Below are 19786 nucleotides of genomic sequence, written 5' to 3'. Positions count from 1 at the left end.
GGTCTTCCTGTCGGTGTTGGTGTACTTTTCCGTTACATCTTTTGGCGGTTACGCCCAGTCACGAATCTTGGAGGCGTCATGGGTCTTGTTCAGGCTGCGATCGGTTCGCTCGGCGGTGCTCTCGCCGATCAGTGGAAAGACTTCTACACGGTTCCGGACGGCTTGCCGCCAACGGCTGCGCTGTTCGCCGCGGTCCCGCACGGCACCAATGCCGGGCGCGGCGCCAACACGAAGGGCTCGTCGAACATCATCACCAACGGCTCGAAGATCGTCGTGCCGGAAGGCTATGGCCTGCTGCTGTTCCAGGATGGCGCGATCACCGGCCTCGCCGCACAGGCGGGTGGCTATGAATGGCGCTCGGACGACATCAACTCGAAGTCGATCTTCTCCGGTGGCGGCCTCGTCGATTCGCTGATCAAGCAATCCTGGGAGCGCTTCAAGTTCGGCGGCCAGCCCGGTTCGCAACAGGCCGCGTTCTTCGTCTCGCTCAAGGAATTGCCGGACAACCGCTTCGGCACGCAATCCGAAATCTACTGGGACGACAAGTTCCTCAACACGCAGGTGGGTGCGGTGACACGTGGCACTTACACGATGAAGATCGTCGATCCGATCCTGTTCGTGAAGAACTTCGTGCCGGCCACGTACTTGCAGCCGGGCCGGGTTTTCGATTTCACGGACATGGACAACCCGGCGGCGGACCAGCTTTTCAACGAGGTGGTCGGCTCGCTCGCGCCGGCTTTCAGCCTTTACTCCAACGACCCGGCCAAGGGCAATCGCATCACCAAGCTGCAGCAGGATTCGATTGGCTTCGCGCAGAGCCTGTCCGATGCGGTCGAAAAAGCCTACCAGTGGAAATCCGATCGCGGCCTGGCCATCGTCAAGACCGCCATCATCTCGATCGAATACGACGCGACCACCAAGGAGTTGCTCAAGACCGTGCAGCGTGCCGATGCCCTGATGGGCGCGCGCGGCAATTCCAACTTGCAGGCCAGTGTTGCGGCGGGCATGCAGGCCGCGGGTGAAAATGGCGGTGCCGCGGGCATGATGGGTATCGGCATGGCGTCAGGCATGATGGGCGGCATGGCCGGATTGCAACAGCCGGTCGCCGCGCCGGCGGCGCCAGCGGCCGACGATCCGGTCGCCAAACTGACCAAGGCCAAGCAGATGCTCGATGCCGGACTCATCACCCAGGCCGATTACGACGCGCTCAAGGCCAAGGCGCTGGGACTGTAATCGGCAAAGCGTAGTCCGACCATGGCGAACGCGAACCCACCCCCTCCGGCGCCGCCCAGCGGCCCGGGGTCACCGCGCGACGTGCCGCCAGCGCCGGGCAGCTTTCCGATCGACCCGGCGACCCTGCCGCCGCCGATCCGCGACGAGTTGACAGCGCCGGATCCGACCGCGATCGACACCGCTTCCAAGGAACTCAAGGACGGCGCCAACCGCTGCCCGAAATGCGGTTCGACCGACATCCGGCAAAAGCCGGGCACCGATCTGCTGATTTGCCTGTATTGCCGCAATGAATGGTCCGGCGCCCGCGTCGAAGACGAATTCGGGCTCGGTGAAGGCATCGACAAATTGCAGGGAACGGTCATCGCGTCCGGCGCGCGGGACATCCAGGCCGACGCGGCGGCCCTGGTCAGCTTCAAGTGCCCCGGCTGCGGCGCCGAGGTCACCGTCAACACGCAAAACGCGATGACCGCGCGCTGCCATTGGTGCCGGCATGTGCTGGGCGTGAACGAGCAGGTGCCCAATGGCGCGGTGCCGGACGCGGTGCTGTCGTTCCACATCAAGAAGGACGATGCGGTTGCGCGCATCCGCCAGTTCGTCGGCAAGCGGCAATTGTTCGCGCTCAAGGAATTCAAGGAGCAATTCACGCCGGAAAATGTCGTTGGCGTGTATCTGCCCTACATGATCGTCGACAGCAACGCGAGCGCCGACGTCGCCGGCCAAGGTGAAATCGAGACGCGGCGTTACGAGCGCGGCAGCGACAACAACAAGACCACCTACTACGACGCCGATGTGTATCGCGTGAGCCGCCACGTGGATTTCACGGTGGACGACCTGCCGCTGGAATCATCCAGCGAACGCGGCAACCTCGACACGCGCGTCAACACCAACAACATCATCAATGCAATCCTGCCGTTCGACACCAAGAACGCGGTGAAGTGGAACGCGTCGTACCTTGCCGGCTTCAATTCGGAGAAGCGCGACCAGAACGTGGAGGCCCTGCGCCCGCGCCTGGAGGACGAACTGCTGTCACTTGCCCGCGCCGAAGTCGAGGCCTCGGCCAAGCGCTACGATCGCGGCGTGCGCTGGGAACAGGAACACCTCGACGTGCACGGCACGCGCTGGGTGTCGATGTACCTGCCGGTGTGGCTGTACTCCTACCACCAGCCGGGCAGCCATGGCGGCCTGCTGCACTACATCGCGGTGAACGGCCGCACCGGCAAGACCATGGGCAGCGTGCCGGTGCAGCATTGGAAGCTCCTCCTCGCCGCCCTCACGGCCGGTACCTTCCTCGAAGGCATCGCACTCTGGATCGCGGGACATTCATCATGAGCGACGGCGGACTTGGCATCTTGCTGCTCGGACCAGCCGGCGCGACCGGCTTGTACTGGATGCTTTACCGTTATTACCGCAACACCGACAAGTCCTACGACTTCGAACACGAAACCAAGGTCGACGCCAAACCCGTCAGCGGCGACGATGCAAAAGTCGGCACGGTCACGGGCACGCGCGAGCGCCACATCGACGGCAACAACGTGCAAGCCTATCGAAATCGCGTGCGAAGGGTGTAGCCGCACGAATTCCTTCCCATCTGGCACTGCCTAAAGCGCATCCGAGAGCCGCACGCAAGCGTCTCGCGCACGGTGCGTGGCCGGGATGACGCGGGTACAGGAAATTCAACCGCCCTTTTCGCGCAGTCTGCGGGATGGCCGGGGGACCGGGGGCGGCGCAAGCCTGCGCTGCGGCGCCTGACGCGCCGGGCGGGTGGCGTTTTCGCCTTTGCGCACCTCTCGCACCCGCGGTTTTCGCGGCGTTTTCCCGCGCGCGGGCGGGCAGCCTGCTGCTGGTCGGCGACATGACTCCCGATCCGGCGATGACGGGGGCGTGCGGAGACGCGCTGCACGCACTTCCGGGTGCCCGGCGCGAATTGGATGCGTTACGAGCGCTGTGGGCGCAGACAGGCGCGAGCGACCCCGGCTGGCTGGGTCGGCAGCGCGGCAAACAAGGCGGCCGTCCGAGCGGCGATGCCGCGGAGCACGACCATCCACTTCGCCACTCATGCATTCAGCGGCGACGACAGTTGCTCACAAAACCTGCTGGCCGCGCGCGGCATCCGACTCTCCACATCGGCGGCACCGAAGAACACGCCAGCTCTCTCGGGGCTGCTGCTCGCGGCGAACGGACAAGGTGCGCCCGAGTCGAATGGCAGTTTCCTGCCTTTGGCCCGTTTACACAAAATCTAGGACACCCTCCCTTCAAGAATTTGCTGCAGATTGCCCTTCTGAGTGCGTGACAAATTGGGGCTCGAAGATGCGACCTCCAAAGAATCAGCTGGCCGTCTGAAGCAAGAGCACTTGGCGTTAGCGAGCGATTGCGCTACGACGAACAATGTAAGTCGCGCCGGCTAGTAATTTGCGCTGTCGATACCGACCGTTGAGCGGGCAGCTCGCGTGTTACAGCGTAATTTCTGAAATCTCTTGAACCGACATGAAACACTAAATTAGTTATTTCATCGATTTCTGATCATGCTGCGCAAGTGCCTGAATCGGTAGCCTGCACAACCGGCCGGATGCGCCAGCCTTCCTACCAGACCAGATCCGCCGGCACATCGTCCTCGGTCGGCGCATCCGGATCGCACAGCAACACCAGCGCCTGAGGATTGATTTCTTGCGCCTGCAGCGCGATGCCGCGCTCGACGAGCAGGTAACGGCCCGCCAACTGCACGATCGCAAGATCGCCCTGGTTGAGCTTGGCGAACTGTTCGGCAGTGCAATACACACGACGGATCTTGTTGCCGTGCGGGAAATGCCGCGGCGTGTCGGCATCGGCTGAATTGAGCGCCTTGCCGTTGAGCAGGGCTGCCAATTTCTGCTTGCGCTCGCGATTCTCGCGCGCCTGGCGCTCGGCGTCGCGCTGCGCCTGATCACGCTCGTCCTTTTCCTGTTTCGCACGCAACGCGTACGCATGGGCGAGGTTGGGCTCCTGCAGCGCAGAAGCAGGCTTCTTCCGCTGCGACACCTGCGGCCGCGCCGCCTTCACCGGCTGAGGTTTTTTGTGCTGCTCCTTCGCAGGCTTCGCCTCGGCCTTGAACTTCGCGGCAAGGCCCGACTTCAGCAATTGGTCGCGCAGGGATTCGGACATAAAACGGATTTGAGCATGCGTCGTCGAAGCTCGGATTTTATTTGAAAAATGCGGCCAAGAATGGCCGCTTCTCGATCTCGGCGTTCGCGGGTGAACGCACTAATAATGTGGCGGTGGCGGTTCGTCGCGCGCATCCTGCCCCGCCGTCTGCATGCCGCTCAACGTGTCGCGCAGCCGCACCAGCTCGCGGCGCAGATCGAGCAACAGGCGATCCTGCTCGGCCATCGTGGCATCGAGGCTCTGCACGGTGCCATCGAGAAACGTCAGGCGCACTTCGAGATCGGTGAGACGCTGTTCGATCGACGCCGCCGCCCCGCTCATGCGCCCGCTCCGCGCGACGCAATGCTCCTGCCGCGACCGATGCCGTAGTAGGCGATGCCGGCCGCTTCGACTGCCGCCGGTTCGTAGATGTTGCGCCCGTCGAAAATCGCCGGCGACTTGAGACAGGCCTTGATGCGGGCGAAATCCGGGCTCCAGAACGCCTTCCACTCGGTCACGATCACGAGCACATCGGCGCCGTTCAGCGCGGCGTCGGCATCCTCGCACAGCACCAGATCGGCACGCTCGCCGTAGAGACGCCCCGCTTCCTCGCGCGCCTCGGGGTCGTAAGCACGCACGGTCGCGCCAGCGGCCCAAAGCTGCTCAAGCAGGCGCCGGCTCGAGGCCTCGCGCATGTCGTCGGTGTTCGGCTTGAACGCGAGCCCCCAGACGGCGACGGTCTTGCCATTGGGCGCACCGCCGAAATGACGCTCGATCAATTCGTAGAGTTTTTCCTTCTGCGCATCGTTCACTGCCTCGACCGTGCCGAGCAGGCGTGCTTCGTAGCCGTGGCTGCGTGCGGTGCGCTCGAGCGCGCGTACGTCCTTGGGGAAACACGAGCCGCCATAACCCGCGCCGGGATAGATGAACGAGTAGCCGATGCGCGGATCCGAGCCGATGCCGTGGCGCACGAGTTCGATGTCGGCGCCGACGCGCTCGGCGATGTTCGCCATCTCGTTCATGAAGCTGATCTTGGTTGCGAGCATTGCGTTGGCCGCGTACTTGGTCAACTCGGCCGAGCGCACGTCCATGAGCACGATGCGCTCGTGGTTGCGGTTGAACGGCGCGTACAGGATTTTCATCTGCTCGATCGCGCGCGCGCTGTTCGAGCCGATGACGATGCGGTCCGGGCGCATGCAGTCCTTGACCGCATCGCCTTCCTTGAGAAATTCGGGATTGGAGACGACATCGAAGGCGACGTCGGCACCGCGCGCTTCCAGTTCGGCCGCAATCGCGTCGCGCACGCGGTCCGCGGTGCCGACCGGCACGGTGGATTTGTTCACGACCACGGTTGGCCGATCCAGGTGCCGGCCGATCGTGCGCGCCACCGCAAGCACGTGCGAAAGGTCGGCACTGCCGTCTTCGTCCGGCGGCGTGCCGACGGCGATGAAGACGACCGAACCGTGCCCGATCGCCGCCGCCGCATCGGTAGTGAAGCGCAGGCGCTTCTTCGCGCGATTCGCGGCGACGAGATCCTCGAGACCAGGCTCGAATATCGGGATCTCGCCGGCATCGAGACGTGCGACCTTGGCCGCATCGATGTCCACGCAGACGACGTCGTTGCCGACGTCGGCCATGCACGCGCCGGTAACGAGGCCGACGTAACCGGTGCCGAAAATGCTGATCTTCATCTGATGGATTGTAGCGGGTAGGTGGGTTGCGCGCGATCACGCGCAGGCATGAAAAAGGCGCGGATCGCTCCGCGCCTTTTCGACTGATTTGCAGCGCGAATTTACTGCTTCGCAGCGGCGGGCTTGTCCACCGGCTGCGGCGTCTTCGCTTCACCGGCCGCTGCGGGCGGCTCGATGCCGACCAGGGTGACGTCGAAGATCAGCGTCGCGTTCGGACCGATCGGGCCGGGGCCATTCTCGCCATAGGCGAGCTTGGACGGCACGAAGAACTTGTACTTCGAGCCGACCGACATGAGCTGTACGCCCTCGGTCCACCCCGGGATCACGCCGTTGAGCGGGAACGTCGCGGAACCGCCGTGCTTGTCGGATGCGTCGAATTCCTCGCCATTGATCTTGGTGCCCCGGTACTCCACCTTGACTGTGTCGGTCGCCTTCGGCTTCGCACCGGTGCCTTCCTTGATCACTTCGTACTGCAGGCCCGAGGCCGTGGTCTTCACGCCGGCCTTGGTCTTGTTCTTGGCCAGGAAGGCGTCACCGTCGGCTTGATTCTTCTTCGCTTCCTCGGCGCGCTTGGCCATCGCCGCGGCCTGATGCTTCTGCATGAATTCCTGGTTGACCTGGTTGAGCTCGTCCGGGGTCAGCTTCGGCTTGACGCCCTTGAGGCTGTCCTGCAGCGCGGCCACGAGTGCGGCCTGGTCGACTTCGTCCTTGATCTGGGCGAGATTCTCGCCGACCTTGGTGCCGACCAGATAGCCGTATTTTTCCTTCTCGGTCTTGAACTTCGCATTGATCGCCTTGTTCGCGGCCGGGGCGGCGGCTCCCGCGGCCGGAGCCTGCGCAAAAGCGGCGCCGGCGACGGTCATCGCGCCGGCAACGGCGGTGGCGATCAGGGTTTTGCGCAAAAACTGGGTCATGTGTGCTCCTGGCAACTCGAAATCTTTCGGTAAACGATCCACGAAGGATCCGGACATGGCTCCCGCACGAAACGGGGGCGTGAAAAAGCGGTGTATTGTGCGGCCCACACCCCGCGAAGGCAAATGAACCGGGCTGTTCGACTCGGGCAGCCGGCTCTGGTTCCGCTACGACGCAGCCCCGTTCAGGTTCGAGTCGCCTGCCGGCTTCAGGTAAAATGCGCGCATGCTGCGTTTCGACGATCTCGCGCTGCGGCGCGGCCCCTTGCTCCTGTTCCAATCCATGACCCTGCAACTGCACGCCGGCTGGCGTGTGGGCATCAGCGGGCGCAACGGCGCGGGCAAATCGAGCCTGCTGGCGCTGGTTGCCGGCGACCTGCAACCCGACGCCGGGCATTTCGAGCGACCGAAGAACTGGACGCTGGCCTGGGTCAAACAGGAGGTCGAAGCGCTGGACGTGACCGCACTCGACTACGTGCTCGACGGCGACGCCGAGTTCCGCCAGATCGAACGCGACCTCGCCGTCGCCGAAGCCGAACACGACGGCATGCGTCTGGCCCACCTTCACGAACGCCTGCTCGCGATCGACGGCTACGCCGCGCATGCGCGCGCGGGAGCGCTGCTGCACGGCCTCGGCTTCGCCGCCGGCGCCGAGACGCGCAACGTGCGCGATTTCTCCGGCGGCTGGCGCATGCGCCTGAACCTCGCCCAGGCGCTGATGTGCCGCTCCGACCTGCTCCTGCTCGACGAGCCGACCAACCACCTCGACCTCGACGCGGTGATCTGGCTCGAAGGCTGGCTGAAAAAGTATACCGGCACCCTGCTCGTGATCTCGCATGACCGCGAATTCCTCGACGCGGTCGCAACGCACATGCTCAGCATCGCCGAGCAGCGCGTGGAACTGTTCAGCGGCAACCTCACCGGCTACGAGCGCAAGCGCAGCGAGCGCCTGGCGCAACAGCAATCGATGCTGGAAAAGCAGCAGCGCGAACGCGCGCATCTGCAAAGTTTCGTCGACCGTTTCCGCGCGAAGGCGTCGAAGGCGCGTCAGGCGCAAAGTCGCATCAAGGCGCTGGAGCGCATGGTCGACATCGCGCCCGTGCGCGCGGCCTCGACCATCCGCTTCGAATTCCGCCAGCCCGCGGCGATGCCCGACCCGCTGCTGCGCCTGGACGAGGCTGCGGCAGGCTACGGCGAACGCCGCGTGCTCGACCGGATCAAATTCAACCTCGTACCCGGCGATCGCGTCGCCCTGCTCGGCGCGAACGGCGCGGGCAAATCGACTTTGATCAAGCTGCTCGCGGGGCAGCTCGCGCCGATGGCCGGCGAGTTGATCGCCGCGCGCGACCTTGCGATCGGCTACTTCGCCCAGCATCAACTCGAGCAACTGCATGCGAAGTCGACCGCGGTCGAGCATCTGCTCGAACTCGACCCCGCGCTCGGCGAGCGCGGAGCGCGCGACTTCCTCGGTGGCTTCGGCTTCGCAGGCGATCGCGCCCTGGAACCGGTTGCGCCGTTCTCCGGCGGCGAGAAGGCACGCCTGTGCCTCGCCCTGACCGTGTATCAGAAGCCGAACCTGCTGCTGCTCGACGAACCGACCAACCACCTCGACCTCGACATGCGCGAAGCGCTGACCGAAGCGCTCAACGACTACGAAGGCGCACTCGTCCTCGTCTCCCACGACCGCGCGCTGATCCGTACCTGCTGCACCACCCTGCTCCACGTCGGCGGCGGCCGCGTCGCCGACTACGACGGCGATCTCGACGACTACGCGCGCATCGTGATGCGGGCGAACACGGAGGACGCCGCCAGCGCGGATACTCCGGCGTCATCGGGCAAGAGCAAGAAGGAGCAACGCCGCGAGCGCGCCGATGCGCGGACAAAAGCCGCGCCCACTCAGGATTCGGCCGCCGACAGCCGCGAACGTGCCGCCTTGCAGCGGTCGCTGCGCAAGAAACTCGTCGACCTGGAAAAGCGCATGGCCGCACTGGAAGCGGACAAGCGCGCCCTCGACACCAAGCTGGCAGACCCCGCCTTCTATGCCAGCGCCTCGACCGCGCAGATGCTCGAAATGAGCCAGCAATCGAACACCCTCACCGCCGACATCGGCGCGACGGAAGAGGCCTGGCTGGCTGCGCAACAGGAATTGGAACAGGCCGAAGCGGCCTGATTCGCCTGATTCATCGGCTGCCGCTTTTTTTGCTCGGCATTTCCGTAAAGTCGGGACCAGCGCGCAGAGAAACCAAGGCTGGCTGTGAGCGAAGCGGGCCTTCCTGCGCGCTACCGTTCCAACTGCCCAAACCAAGTCGCTGGATTTCCGCCGAGAACACGCGGGAATGGCGAACCGGGGTCCTCTCCGCGCCGAAATATCGGCTGAAAATTAACTCAGCTCAGGGTTCCTCGAGGCGCGGGGCCACCAAACGACGCACCCGCGAAGTTTTTTTCAATTTCCAGTTGACATCTCGTGATTTAGTGTTATAGTTACATACAACACCACTTCATCGACTCACAAAGTCACTACGGAGATGATCATGAACACGTCCACCCCAGTCATCCGACTCGGCTTGCTCGCGCTGACGGGTGCGGTCATTCTCGGCGCCGCCGCCCTGCATTCGAGTCCCCTGCCGACCCCCGCTCCGCACGCTGCTTCGGCACTTCCGATCGTGATGCTCGACACCGTGACGGTCCGGCCCGATCCAGCGCAAACCACGCTCACCGTGGCCCTGCCGGTCCTGCCCACCGTTCATGTCCGTGCCAGCGAAGAGGAGATCATCGCCGCTCGCATCGATCCCAGCGACCGCATCCAGATCCTGGCGCCGATCGTCGTGCAGCCGGGCGCCGAGGAAGTGGCCGCCGCAATGCACGCCACCGCGATTACCCAGGTAGGCGACGAGGAAGAACACGGCTTCCTCGTGCGCGCGGTCGCCGAGCCGCACCGCCTGCGCCTGGACATGCCCTACTATTCGTTCGGCAAGGTTTTGACCCACAGCAGCAAGTGAGAGCACGGCCATCGCCATGAGCGTTACCTGGAACGACAATGCCCCGATTTATCGCCAGCTGCGCGACCGAGTCGTGGCCATGATCCTCGACGGCGTACTCAAGCACGGCGACGCATTGCCGTCGGTCCGCCAGGTCGCGGCGGACTTCCAACTCAACCCGATCACCGTGTCGAAGGCGTATCAGGAACTGGTCGACGACAACCTCGTCGAAAAGCGCCGCGGCCTCGGCATGTACGTGGCCGAAGGCGCACGCGAAGCCCTGCTGCGCAGCGAGCGCGAACGCTTCCTGCGTGAAGAATGGCCGGCGTTGCGCGATCGTCTCGCCCGCCTCGGCCTCGACCTTTCCACTCTCATCGATACCGCGAAGAACACGAACGGCACCTCGCATGAATGACGCCAGCGCCACCACGACCCACATCGTCCGCGCACGCGGCCTGACCAAACGCTACGGCGCTGCGGTCGCGCTCGACCACGTCGATTTCGACATCGCCGCCGGCCGCATCGTCGGGCTGATCGGTCCGAACGGCGCCGGCAAGACGACCGCGCTCAAGGCGATCCTCGGCCTCACCGAATTCGAGGGCGAGCTTTCCGTACTCGGCCTCGATCCACGCACGCAGCGCACCGAACTGATGCAGCAAGTCTGCTTCATTGCCGACGTTGCCGTGCTGCCACGCTGGCTGCGCGTGTCCGAGGCGGTCGATTTCGTCGCCGGGATACATCCGCGTTTCTCGCGCGACAAATGCCAGGCCTTCCTCGCGCGCACGAAGCTGAAGCCGGCGATGCGCGTGCGCGAGCTGTCCAAGGGCATGATCGTGCAGCTGCACCTCGCCCTGGTCATGGCGATCGACGCGCGCCTGCTCGTGCTCGACGAACCAACACTGGGCCTGGACATCCTCTATCGCAAGGAGTTCTACCAGAGCCTGCTCAACGACTATTTCGACGAGGAAAAAACCATCCTCGTGACGACGCACCAGGTCGAGGAGATCGAACACATCCTCACTGACCTGATCTTCATCAAGGACGGCAAGCTGATCGTCAACGCGAGCATGGACGAGATCGGCGAGCGCTACGCCGAAGTCATGGTCGCGCCGGAAAAGGTCGAAGCCGCACGCGCGCTCAAACCGCTCAACGAACGCGGCATCTTCGGCAAGAGTGTGTTCCTGTTCGATGGTGTGCCGCAGGCGCAGCTCGCACAACTCGGCGAATTGCACAAACCAAGCGTCGCGGACCTGTTCGTGGCGACGATGAAGGGGACCTACGCATGAACGCACCATCCGCTATCAGGCCCACCACCTCGACAAAACCAAATCCGATGCAAACCCTCCTCTGGCTGCTCAAGCGCGAATATTGGGAACATCGCGGCGGATTTTTCTGGGCACCGTTGATTGCGGGCGGCGTGGTGATCGCGATCCTGCTGCTCAGCATGATCGTCGCCGAGGCCACGGCCGCGCGCCATGGCGTCAACATCGGCAATCTCAACCTCGACCGGATCTCGGCGAACATGACGCCCGACCAGGTCGCGACCTTCAACTCCGGGCTGGCCGCCGGCCTGATGGGCATGTCGATCCCGATCATGGCAACGCTGTTTTTCGTCGTGTTCTTCTATCTGCTCGGCGCACTCTATGACGATCGCCGCGACCGCAGCGTGCTGTTCTGGAAGTCGCTGCCGATATCCGACCTCGACACGGTGCTGTCCAAGGTCGTCGCGGCAGTGCTGATCGCGCCGGCCTTCGCCATCGCCGCGTTGATCGCGATGCACATCGTCACGCTGATCCTGATCAGCGTCTATGCCGGCATCCACGGCGTCAATCCACTGCCGCTGCTGTGGAATCCGGCACCATTGATAACGATGTGGATCAAGCTCGTCTGCCTGATTCCGGTCAACGCACTGTGGGCGCTGCCGACCGCCGGCTGGCTGCTGCTCTGCTCCGCTTTCGCGCGCTCCAAGCCGTTCCTCTGGGCCGTGGCGGTTCCGGTCGCACTCGGTGCGGTCCTCGGCTTCACCCAGTTGCTGCAGCAGTTCTCGATCCCGAGCGCCTGGTACTGGAAGTACATCGTCGGCCGCATCCTGTTCGGCATCGTGCCGGGCGGCTGGCTGGGCGTCGGCGGCAACGGCACACTGCGCGCAATCACCGGCGGCGGCGACACCAATATCGAACTCGACAAGTTCGACCTGGTCAATTCGGTGTTGAGCTGGGGCCACATCTTCGACGCGATCGGCTCGATCGACCTGTGGATCGGCGTCGCCGCCGGCGCCGGTCTGGTCGTCGCGGCGATCTGGTTCCGCCGCCGCCGCGTCGAGACCTCGGTCTGACGAAAAATTGCGGTGCATCGAGCGCCGCGCAGCCCGGCCCGGATACCGCGATTCAGAGCTTTTCGCTGACGATGCGGTAGGCGTCGCCGCTCTTGATCACGCCCGATTGGTTGAGGTCGATCTCTCCTTCCAGCCAATAACGGTCAAAGCCAAGCTCGGTACGACGGAATACGACCGCATGATTGCGATAGACGTAGAACAGGTCCCCATAGCGCAGATCGACGGGAGCCATGCGCGCGGTGATGATCTTCGCATCGTTGAAATGACGCTCCATGTCGGCACGCACCTTCGCCGCCGGGATGTGTGCGGTGAACATCTTCGGTTCGCTGTGCATCGCGCGCAGGCTGGGATTGGCGACATCGCGCAGCGGCTCGTCGACGCGGTAGCGATTGGCGTCGGTCTTCATCAGTTCGGCACGTTCGAGGTTGATCTCGCCATCGACCCAGAACAACTGCACGCGGGAACGCTCCCTGCGCACTACCGCACGCACCGGACCACGGATGAAAATTTCATCGCCCTTGCGCAGCAACCCAGGACGGATGTCGCCGGAGGCTGGTTGGCCTAGATTGAACTGGTTCTCGAAGGCGTGCTTGATCGCAGCGATGTCCGCGGCAGTCATGGCCGGCCTGGTCGCCGCGACGGTTGGCGGCGGCGAAATCGATGCGACTTCAACCGCCGGCGCCGAAGCGTTGCCGAGCGCGGATGGCGCCGGCATTGCCGCCGCCCCAGCCGGCGGCTTCGCCTGAGGTGCCGCAGCGGTAGCAGCGGGCGCAAGTCTCGCAATCGCCACCTGGGCCGGCTCCGCTTTTGCCGCTGCTTCCGTCACTTTTCCGGTCGATGGCGCGACCGGCACCGCGGGCGCGGTTTCTACGCGCGGCGCCAGCTTGGGTACAGGGGCCGCCTCAGCGACTTTCTCGACCGGCTTCGGGGCAGTTGCGACGGGTTCGGACTTCGCCGGCTTTTCGCCGTCGACGATGCGCACGAGCACATTCTCGAAGAACGCATCGCTGGTTTTCACCTGCACGCCCGGCGCAACGGAGCGAATCTTGTTGGCCACCTTCGTCTGCCAGTACGGCGGTGTTGTCACGACAACTGTCTTGCCGCTCGCGGCCGCCTGGCGGGCAATCTCGGCGAGCTTGGCGTCGGCCGCCCCCGACTCGAAATCCTTGCCGTCAATCGCCAAATCCTGCGCATATGAAGCGCCCGTCGCGAGCGCGCACACCACACCGAAAACGGAAAACCGCCTGGACCACGACATCGTTTTGTTCCCCTGTAGAAAAATGCGGCAGCAAAAGGCTGCCGAAACGCAGGCGTTTTGATACGTTCGCGCCCGCTTCAGCGCAAGGGGTCAAAGTCAAATCTGTGACACGTCTCAACAAACCACGCCACATCTCACCCGCCGGCGGAGCCCTCGCGTACTCCGCCGCGCGTCAACGCGGCCGGATCGAGCAGCTTTTCCAATTCAGATTTTGCCAGCCCTGTCGTTTCCAGCGCGACATCGAGGATAGGCCGGCCCTCCTTGTACGCGCGCTTCGCCGCCGCCGCGCCCGCCTCGTAACCGATCACCGGGTTGAGCGCAGTGACCAGGATCGGATTGCGTGCGAGCGCGTCGCCGACGCGGTCGCGGCGCACCTTGAACCCGGCGATCGCGCGATCGGCGAGCAGGCGCGATGCGTTGCCGAGAATTTCTATACTTTGCAGCAAATTGTACGAAATCACCGGCAGCATCACGTTGAGCTGGAAATTGCCGCTCGCGCCGGCCACGGCGATCGTCGCGTCGTTTCCGATCACCTGGGCCGCGACCATGGCCACCGCCTCGGGGATCACGGGATTGACCTTGCCCGGCATGATCGACGAGCCCGGCTGCAAGGCCGGCAGTTCGATTTCGCCGATGCCGGCGAGCGGCCCCGAGTTCATCCAGCGCAGGTCGTTCGCGATCTTCATCAACGACACGGCCAGCGTCTTGAGCTGGCCGGACAGTTCGACCGCGGCATCCTGCGAGGACAATCCCTCGAAATAGTTGCGCGTCGGGATGAAGCGGACGCCGGTAGCACGGCTCAGTTCGCTGCAGATGCCCGGGCCGAGTTTCGCATCGGCATTGATGCCGGTGCCGACCGCCGTACCGCCCTGCGCCAGCGCACGCACGCGCGCGAGCGTGCCCTCGATGCGTTCGATGTTCGAGGTGATCTGCGCCGACCAACCCGAGAGTTCCTGGCCGAAGGTCACCGGCATCGCGTCCATCAGGTGCGTGCGACCGGTCTTGACGGTCTCGTTCAACTCCTTCACGCGACGATCGATCGCCTTGCGCAGATGCTTGAGCGCCGGCAGCAGTCTTTCGCGCACGGACAAGGCCGCGCTGACATGGATCGCGGTCGGGATCACGTCGTTCGACGACTGGCCGTTGTTGACGTCGTCGTTCGGATGAATTTTCAGCTTGGGCGTGGATGCCAGATGTGCAATCACCTCGTTCGCGTTCATGTTCGAGGAAGTCGCCGAGCCGGTCTGGAAAACGTCGATCGGGAACTGCGCGTCGAACTCGCCCGTGGCTACACGCTCGGCCGCCTTGCGTATCGCCTTCGCCTTCGCCTTCGGCAGATGCCCCAGGTCGCAATTGACCCGCGCTGCCGCCGCCTTGATCAGACCCAGCGCACGGATGAACTCACGCGGCATGCGCAGGCCGGAAACCGGGAAATTGTCGACCGCGCGCTGCGTCTGTGCGCCCCACAGCGCCGCGGCGGGCACCTTGAGTTCGCCCATGCTGTCGTGTTCGATGCGGAAGTCGGACATGGCATTTCTCCTTGCCTCTGGTGAATGCTGCGAGTTTGCGTTGCTTGCGGACAAAATCAAGACAAAACGAGTCATTTCGGCCTTTTGCCGAAATGACGGGTTGGCTGTTGGTATCATTTGCGCCCCCAAACCCTGCCTGCCCCATGACCCACTCCACCCTCACCGCCCTGTCGCCGCTCGATGGCCGCTATGCCGCCAAGGTCGAGGCCCTGCGCCCGATCTTCAGCGAGTACGGCCTGATGCATCGCCGCGTGCTCGTTGAAGTACGCTGGCTCGAGGCGCTGGCCGACGAGCGCGCGATCGCCGAAGTCGCGCCATTCTCCGCGGATGCGCGCGCTAAATTGCAGGCGATCGTGGATGCCTTCACGGCGATCGACGGCGAGCGTGTCAAGGACATCGAGCGCACGACCAACCACGACGTCAAGGCGATCGAGTATTTCATCAAGCAGCGCTTCGGCGACGATGCCGAGCTGATTCGCGCCAAGGAGTTCGTCCACTTCGCCTGCACCAGCGAGGACATCAACAACCTCGCCTACGCGCTGATTCTGCGCGACGCCCGCGACGGCGTGCTGCTGCCCGCGCTCGACAGCGTGATCGCCACGCTGCGCGAATCGGCGCATGCGAATGCCGCGCTGCCGATGCTGTCGCGCACGCACGGCCAGACCGCCACGCCGACCACGCTCGGCAAGGAACTCGCCAACGTGATCGCGCGCCTCGAGCGCCAGCGCAAGCAGCTGGCGAACGTGGAAATCCTCGGCAAGATCAATGGCGCGGTCGGCAACTACAACGCGCACGTCATTGCCTACCCCGAGGTCGATTGGCCGGCGCTGGCGCGGCGCTTCGTCGAATCGCTCGGCCTCGTGTTCAACCCCTACACGACGCAGATCGAGCCGCACGATTTCATCGCCGAACTGTGCGACGCGGTGCGCCGCGCGAACGTGATCCTGATCGATCTGTGCCGCGATATCTGGTCCTACATCTCGCTGGGCTATTTCAAGCAGGCGCTCAAGGCCGGCGAAGTCGGTTCATCGACGATGCCGCACAAGGTCAACCCGATCGACTTCGAGAATGCCGAAGGCAATCTCGGCGTCGCCAACGCGCTGCTCGTTCATTTCGCCGAGAAGCTGCCGATCTCGCGCTGGCAGCGCGACCTCACCGACTCGACCGTGCTGCGCACGCTCGGTACCGCGTTCGGCCACACCCAGATCGCGCTCGATTCGCTCGCGCGCGGCTTGAACAAACTCAGCGTCAATCGCGAACGCATCGCTGCCGATCTCGAGGCGAGCTGGGAAGTGCTCGCCGAAGCCGTGCAGACCGTGATGCGCCGGCATGGCCTGCCCGAACCCTACGAACAGCTCAAGGCGCTCACGCGCGGCCAGGGCATCACGCGCGAATCGATGCGCGCGTTCATCGCCGACCTTGCCCTGCCTGATGCAGACAAGCAACGCCTGCTGGCATTGACGCCCGCGACATACATCGGCACAGCCGAATCGCTGGCGAAAAATATCTGATCCTTCACCATCGCAAAGCGGCCGGAGCGACGTAGTCGCCATCCGGCCGCGATCAGATCAGGCCGCGGCCTTGTGCTTGATCAGTCCTTCCTGCGCCATCGCCGCCTGCACGGCGGGACGCGCGGCGACGCGCTCCTGGAATGCCGCGAGCGCGTGCAGGTCGGACAAGTCGACCTTGGCTCCCTTCGCCCAACGCGTCACCACAAACAGATACGCATCGGCCGCGGTGAACGCATCGCCAAGCAGCCATGTCTGCTTGGCCAGGATGCCGTCGAGCAGTTCGTAGCGCTTGTGCATGTAGGCCTTGCGCTCGGCGCGCGTTTCTTCCGGCGTCTCGGCGTGGAACAGCGGCGAATAGGTCTTGTGGATTTCGGAATTGATGTAGCCGAGCATCTCCTGCAGGCGCGCGCGCGCGAAGGTGCCGTTCGCCGGCACGACCGCGTTGCCGGGCTTGAGGTCGCCGAGATACTGCACAATGGCCGGGCCTTCGGTCAGCACTTCGCCGTTGTCGAGTTCGAGCGCCGGCACGTAACCTTTCGGATTGATTGCGAGAAAGTCACGGCCGGTTTCGGTTTGCTTGGTCCTGGTGTCGACCTTTTCCAGATTGATCGGCAGGCCGATCTCGTGCGCGACGATGTGCGGGGACAGCGAGCAGACGCCGGGGGAGTAATAAAGTTTCATGCGGTATTCCTCTTGATTGAAAACGATTCGTACCGGGTCGCGCGGCCGTCGCGATCCCGATGCGGTATCGTATCCATATCTGGTTACTGATAGATATCATATAACTCAAGGTAACTGCTAAAATGTGGTAACTGCCGAGTAACCTGTGAATCCGCGAGTAACCGAACATGGGCCTGCCACTGCGCAAAAGCAAAGTCTGTCCTCCGCCTGCCTGTCCGCTGACCAAGAGCATGCATTTGCTGCGCGGCGCCTGGGCGACGAACGTGATCTGGCATCTGTCCGGCGGACCGCGCCGTTTCGGCGAACTGCGCCATGACATTCCGGCAATTTCCGCGCGCGTGCTGTCCGCGCGTCTGCGCGAGCTGGAGACGCGCGGCCTCGTCTTGCGCCATCTGCTGAACACGTCGCCGCCATCGGCCGAATACACGCTGACCAGCCTCGGCCGCGAGTTGATGCCGGCGATCAAGGCGTTGATCGCGATCGGACACAAGCTGCCCGAGGTCGATCGTCGCCAGGCCAAAGTCGCACGAAGTGCGTCGACTGCCGGACACTTGCCTGCATGAAGGCGCGCGCGAAAAGATCCGACGCGACGCCGGCCATCGAAGTCCGCGCCACCCCGCGTCATCCGCTCGGCATGCCGCCGCGCGAGTTCCTGCGCGATTACTGGCAGAAACGGCCGCTGTTGGTCCGCGGCATGTTTCCGGGCGGCGTCGAAGCCGTGGCGCCGGACGACTTGGCCGGCCTCGCCTGCGAGGAAGCCGCGCTTTCGCGCATCGTGCTGCGCAACGAAAAGCGCGATCAATGGACACTGCGCAACGGCCCGTTCCGCGAGCGCGATTTCGCCCGTTTGCCGAAAACGCACTGGACCCTGCTCGTGCAGGACGTGGACAAATGGGACATGGACGTGGCTGCGCTGCTGACCCGCTTTGCCTTCATCCCCGGCTGGCGCATCGACGATGTGATGGTGAGTTACGCCACCGACGGCGGCGGCGTCGGCGAGCATGTCGACCAGTACGACGTGTTCCTCGTGCAAGGCGCGGGCTACCGGCACTGGAGCATCGACGCACAGCGGCGCGCATTCGCACCCGCCGCGTTCCGCGACGACAGCGAGCTGAAACTGCTGCGCGAATTCTCGCCCACGCACGAATGGCTGCTCGATCCGGGCGATACACTGTACCTGCCGCCCGGCGTCGCCCACGACGGCATCGCGCTCGGCGAATGCACGACCTACTCGATCGGCATGCGCGCGCCGTCGCGTGCGGAGCTGCTGTTCGATTTCGCCGAATTTCTCGCCGAGCCGCTGACCGAGGACGACCGCTATGTCGATCCCGACCTCGCTCCCGCGCACGACGGCGGCGAAATCGACGACGCGGCACTCGTGCGCGTGCGCAAGGCATTGCCGCATTTTGCCAATGTGGAAAAATCCGTGTTGGCGCACTGGTTCGGCCGCTTCATCACGCGCTATCGCAGTGCACAGATCGCCGCTATGCCGGGGCGCGGGATCGGCGCGGCCGAGTTGCAGCGACGATTGCCGAAGTGCGTCGTCCTGCGCAATCCGTTCAGCCGCTTTGCCTGGCGTCGCGACGGACGCGGGGCCGAACTGTTCGTGGCCGGCGAGGCACTGCGCTGCCCGACGGCGCTGGCCCGGCTGCTCGTCGCCGGGCGCGAAATCGACGGCGGTGCACTGACCGGACTGACGGCCAACGCGCAGGCTCTGGCAACGCTCAAGGCCCTGCTGGATGGCGGGCATCTGCAACTGACCCGTCCGCGATGACCAGGCGGGCCGCGCCGACGGTCAACAGCGACGACCACGACCTGTTCGTGCAGTCGATCGGCAGCGTGCGCCCGATTCGCCATCGTGTCGCCGAAAATGACCGGCCGCGACCACCGCCCGAGCCGACGCAGTCGCGGCTCGACGAGGCGCGCGTGGCGGGTGAATTGATCGCCTCGGACATCGACCCGGCGCTGATCGAAGTCGGCGAGGAATTGAGCTATCTCAAGGACGGCCACTCGCCACTGCTGCTGCGCAAGCTCAAGCGCGGCCAGTTCAGCGTCGCCGACGAGATCGATCTGCACCAGATGACCCAGGCCGTGGCGCGCGAAGCGATCGCGCAATTCCTCGCCGAGAGTCGGCGCGAACGCCACCTCTGCGTGAAGATCATCCACGGCAAGGGATTGCGCTCGCGCAACGAGGGGCCAGTGCTCAAACGCCTGGTCGATGGCCTCCTGCGCCGCCGTGCGGACGTGCTCGCTTTCGCCTCGGCGAAAGCGAATCAGGGCGGCACGGGCGCGGTGATCGTGCTGCTGGCTAGTTGACCTGACTCGAGTCCAGATTCTTCGGCTTCTGTGGATAGTTGATCCACACCACCTTCGCGCCCTTGGTCTCCGCCCACTGATTGACGGCGACCACTTTGCCCATGTCGACGTTGGAATCATAACCAGCATTTGCGCGCTGGGCGCCGCCCATCGACGCGCATCCGTCCAAAACCAGCGACATACCCGCAACAAAAAACAGGATCGAACGTTTCATGGCAACCTCCGA

The 19786-nt window shown here is 64.2% G+C and carries 21 protein-coding genes; 13 read left to right on the top strand and 8 right to left on the bottom strand.

Annotated features, from left to right (window positions below):
* The first annotated feature begins 78 nt into the window (after positions 1-78).
* The 4 genes from AC16HO_RS02115 (at position 79) to AC16HO_RS02100 (ending at position 3473) form a co-directional block, all read left to right on the top strand.
* The gene (locus AC16HO_RS02115; protein WP_395642539.1) at positions 79-1233 is read left to right on the top strand and encodes an SPFH domain-containing protein; all 1155 of its coding nucleotides are present in this window, start codon (positions 79-81) and stop codon (positions 1231-1233) included.
* 21 nt (positions 1234-1254) lie between these two features.
* Complete coding sequence (locus AC16HO_RS02110; protein ID WP_395642540.1) at positions 1255-2562, top strand: TFIIB-type zinc ribbon-containing protein; 1308 nt, start codon at positions 1255-1257, stop codon at positions 2560-2562.
* Complete coding sequence (locus AC16HO_RS02105; protein ID WP_395642640.1) at positions 2556-2801, top strand: hypothetical protein; 246 nt, start codon at positions 2556-2558, stop codon at positions 2799-2801. The genes AC16HO_RS02110 and AC16HO_RS02105 overlap by 7 nt, the downstream gene beginning before the upstream one ends.
* A 360-nt stretch (positions 2802-3161) precedes the next feature.
* A complete protein-coding gene (locus AC16HO_RS02100) occupies positions 3162-3473 on the top strand; it encodes a CHAT domain-containing protein (RefSeq protein ID WP_395642541.1) in 312 nt (103 codons plus the stop codon).
* Positions 3474-3813: 340 nt separating this feature from the next.
* Here AC16HO_RS02100 and AC16HO_RS02095 read toward each other — a convergent pair whose 3' ends face one another.
* The 4 genes from AC16HO_RS02095 to bamJ form a co-directional block, all read right to left on the bottom strand.
* Entirely contained in the window at positions 3814-4371 is a 558-nt protein-coding gene (locus AC16HO_RS02095) for a DUF2058 domain-containing protein (protein WP_395642542.1), read from the bottom strand.
* Between the two features lie 99 nt (positions 4372-4470).
* Positions 4471-4692 carry a SlyX family protein gene (locus AC16HO_RS02090; RefSeq protein ID WP_395642543.1) on the bottom strand — a complete coding sequence of 74 codons (222 nt, stop codon included), beginning with the start codon at positions 4690-4692 and terminating at the stop codon, positions 4471-4473.
* Complete coding sequence (locus AC16HO_RS02085) at positions 4689-6041, bottom strand: UDP-glucose dehydrogenase family protein (protein WP_395642544.1); 1353 nt, start codon at positions 6039-6041, stop codon at positions 4689-4691. The genes AC16HO_RS02090 and AC16HO_RS02085 overlap by 4 nt, the downstream gene beginning before the upstream one ends.
* A gap of 101 nt (positions 6042-6142) precedes the next feature.
* Positions 6143-6955 carry a BamJ family beta-barrel-assembly machinery protein gene (bamJ, locus tag AC16HO_RS02080; RefSeq protein ID WP_395642545.1) on the bottom strand — a complete coding sequence of 271 codons (813 nt, stop codon included), beginning with the start codon at positions 6953-6955 and terminating at the stop codon, positions 6143-6145.
* A 223-nt stretch (positions 6956-7178) separates the two neighbouring features.
* Between bamJ and AC16HO_RS02075 the strand changes: the two genes are divergently transcribed.
* The 5 genes from AC16HO_RS02075 to AC16HO_RS02055 all read left to right on the top strand — a co-directional run bounded on the left by AC16HO_RS02075 (position 7179) and on the right by AC16HO_RS02055 (position 12265).
* Complete coding sequence (locus AC16HO_RS02075) at positions 7179-9122, top strand: ATP-binding cassette domain-containing protein (protein ID WP_395642546.1); 1944 nt, start codon at positions 7179-7181, stop codon at positions 9120-9122.
* A 361-nt stretch (positions 9123-9483) separates the two neighbouring features.
* Complete coding sequence (locus AC16HO_RS02070; RefSeq protein WP_395642547.1) at positions 9484-9951, top strand: hypothetical protein; 468 nt, start codon at positions 9484-9486, stop codon at positions 9949-9951.
* A 16-nt stretch (positions 9952-9967) separates the two neighbouring features.
* Positions 9968-10345 carry a GntR family transcriptional regulator gene (locus AC16HO_RS02065; protein WP_395642548.1) on the top strand — a complete coding sequence of 126 codons (378 nt, stop codon included), beginning with the start codon at positions 9968-9970 and terminating at the stop codon, positions 10343-10345.
* Entirely contained in the window at positions 10338-11216 is an 879-nt protein-coding gene (locus tag AC16HO_RS02060; protein WP_395642549.1) for an ABC transporter ATP-binding protein, read from the top strand. Before AC16HO_RS02065 ends, AC16HO_RS02060 begins: the two co-directional genes overlap by 8 nt.
* A 47-nt stretch (positions 11217-11263) precedes the next feature.
* Positions 11264-12265, top strand: a complete 1002-nt coding sequence (locus AC16HO_RS02055) for a hypothetical protein (protein ID WP_395642550.1) — start codon at positions 11264-11266, stop codon at positions 12263-12265.
* Between the two features lie 52 nt (positions 12266-12317).
* Here the strand turns inward: AC16HO_RS02055 and AC16HO_RS02050 are convergent, their stop codons facing one another.
* Positions 12318-13523: a hypothetical protein gene (locus AC16HO_RS02050; RefSeq protein ID WP_395642551.1), complete on the bottom strand. Its 1206-nt coding sequence runs from the start codon at positions 13521-13523 to the stop codon at positions 12318-12320.
* A gap of 134 nt (positions 13524-13657) precedes the next feature.
* Positions 13658-15052 carry a class II fumarate hydratase gene (locus AC16HO_RS02045; protein ID WP_395642552.1) on the bottom strand — a complete coding sequence of 465 codons (1395 nt, stop codon included), beginning with the start codon at positions 15050-15052 and terminating at the stop codon, positions 13658-13660.
* Positions 15053-15195: 143 nt separating this feature from the next.
* Here AC16HO_RS02045 and purB point away from each other — a divergent pair, with 143 nt between their 5' ends.
* Complete coding sequence (purB, locus tag AC16HO_RS02040; protein ID WP_395642553.1) at positions 15196-16563, top strand: adenylosuccinate lyase; 1368 nt, start codon at positions 15196-15198, stop codon at positions 16561-16563.
* Between the two features lie 57 nt (positions 16564-16620).
* On the opposite strand, the gene gstA is transcribed toward purB, so the two are convergent.
* Entirely contained in the window at positions 16621-17244 is a 624-nt protein-coding gene (gene gstA, locus AC16HO_RS02035; protein ID WP_395642554.1) for a glutathione transferase GstA, read from the bottom strand.
* 167 nt (positions 17245-17411) lie between these two features.
* On the opposite strand from gstA, the gene AC16HO_RS02030 reads away from it, so the two are divergent.
* Genes AC16HO_RS02030 through AC16HO_RS02020 form a run of 3 tightly spaced genes read left to right on the top strand, consistent with a single transcriptional unit; the run spans position 17412 to position 19560 of the window.
* Positions 17412-17807 carry a winged helix-turn-helix transcriptional regulator gene (locus tag AC16HO_RS02030; RefSeq protein WP_395642555.1) on the top strand — a complete coding sequence of 132 codons (396 nt, stop codon included), beginning with the start codon at positions 17412-17414 and terminating at the stop codon, positions 17805-17807.
* Positions 17804-19018, top strand: a complete 1215-nt coding sequence (locus AC16HO_RS02025; protein ID WP_395642556.1) for a JmjC domain-containing protein — start codon at positions 17804-17806, stop codon at positions 19016-19018. Before AC16HO_RS02030 ends, AC16HO_RS02025 begins: the two co-directional genes overlap by 4 nt.
* Positions 19015-19560: a Smr/MutS family protein gene (locus AC16HO_RS02020; RefSeq protein WP_395642557.1), complete on the top strand. Its 546-nt coding sequence runs from the start codon at positions 19015-19017 to the stop codon at positions 19558-19560. The genes AC16HO_RS02025 and AC16HO_RS02020 overlap by 4 nt, the downstream gene beginning before the upstream one ends.
* Here AC16HO_RS02020 and AC16HO_RS02015 read toward each other — a convergent pair.
* Positions 19553-19774, bottom strand: a complete 222-nt coding sequence (locus AC16HO_RS02015) for a hypothetical protein (RefSeq protein ID WP_395642558.1) — start codon at positions 19772-19774, stop codon at positions 19553-19555. The genes AC16HO_RS02020 and AC16HO_RS02015 overlap by 8 nt on opposite strands.
* Positions 19775-19786 lie beyond the last annotated feature (12 nt).

The sequence above is a fragment of the Rudaea sp. genome, assembly GCF_057139185.1.
This window is presented reverse-complemented; position numbering and strand designations above follow the sequence as displayed.

Excerpts from the sequence above, each read along its gene's own strand:
- AC16HO_RS02115 (WP_395642539.1), top strand. The coding sequence starts at position 79 with ATGGGTCTTGTTCAGGCTGCGATCGGTTCGCTCGGCGGTGCTCTCGCC.
- AC16HO_RS02110 (WP_395642540.1), top strand. The coding sequence starts at position 1,255 with ATGGCGAACGCGAACCCACCCCCTCCGGCGCCGCCCAGCGGCCCGGGG.
- AC16HO_RS02100 (WP_395642541.1), top strand. The coding sequence starts at position 3,162 with ATGCGTTACGAGCGCTGTGGGCGCAGACAGGCGCGAGCGACCCCGGCT.
- AC16HO_RS02095 (WP_395642542.1), bottom strand. The coding sequence starts at position 4,371 with ATGTCCGAATCCCTGCGCGACCAATTGCTGAAGTCGGGCCTTGCCGCG.
- AC16HO_RS02090 (WP_395642543.1), bottom strand. The coding sequence starts at position 4,692 with ATGAGCGGGGCGGCGGCGTCGATCGAACAGCGTCTCACCGATCTCGAA.
- AC16HO_RS02085 (WP_395642544.1), bottom strand. The coding sequence starts at position 6,041 with ATGAAGATCAGCATTTTCGGCACCGGTTACGTCGGCCTCGTTACCGGC.
- bamJ (WP_395642545.1), bottom strand. The coding sequence starts at position 6,955 with ATGACCCAGTTTTTGCGCAAAACCCTGATCGCCACCGCCGTTGCCGGC.
- AC16HO_RS02075 (WP_395642546.1), top strand. The coding sequence starts at position 7,179 with ATGCTGCGTTTCGACGATCTCGCGCTGCGGCGCGGCCCCTTGCTCCTG.
- AC16HO_RS02070 (WP_395642547.1), top strand. The coding sequence starts at position 9,484 with ATGAACACGTCCACCCCAGTCATCCGACTCGGCTTGCTCGCGCTGACG.
- AC16HO_RS02065 (WP_395642548.1), top strand. The coding sequence starts at position 9,968 with ATGAGCGTTACCTGGAACGACAATGCCCCGATTTATCGCCAGCTGCGC.
- AC16HO_RS02060 (WP_395642549.1), top strand. The coding sequence starts at position 10,338 with ATGAATGACGCCAGCGCCACCACGACCCACATCGTCCGCGCACGCGGC.
- AC16HO_RS02055 (WP_395642550.1), top strand. The coding sequence starts at position 11,264 with ATGCAAACCCTCCTCTGGCTGCTCAAGCGCGAATATTGGGAACATCGC.
- AC16HO_RS02050 (WP_395642551.1), bottom strand. The coding sequence starts at position 13,523 with ATGTCGTGGTCCAGGCGGTTTTCCGTTTTCGGTGTGGTGTGCGCGCTC.
- AC16HO_RS02045 (WP_395642552.1), bottom strand. The coding sequence starts at position 15,052 with ATGTCCGACTTCCGCATCGAACACGACAGCATGGGCGAACTCAAGGTG.
- purB (WP_395642553.1), top strand. The coding sequence starts at position 15,196 with ATGACCCACTCCACCCTCACCGCCCTGTCGCCGCTCGATGGCCGCTAT.
- gstA (WP_395642554.1), bottom strand. The coding sequence starts at position 17,244 with ATGAAACTTTATTACTCCCCCGGCGTCTGCTCGCTGTCCCCGCACATC.
- AC16HO_RS02030 (WP_395642555.1), top strand. The coding sequence starts at position 17,412 with ATGGGCCTGCCACTGCGCAAAAGCAAAGTCTGTCCTCCGCCTGCCTGT.
- AC16HO_RS02025 (WP_395642556.1), top strand. The coding sequence starts at position 17,804 with ATGAAGGCGCGCGCGAAAAGATCCGACGCGACGCCGGCCATCGAAGTC.
- AC16HO_RS02020 (WP_395642557.1), top strand. The coding sequence starts at position 19,015 with ATGACCAGGCGGGCCGCGCCGACGGTCAACAGCGACGACCACGACCTG.
- AC16HO_RS02015 (WP_395642558.1), bottom strand. The coding sequence starts at position 19,774 with ATGAAACGTTCGATCCTGTTTTTTGTTGCGGGTATGTCGCTGGTTTTG.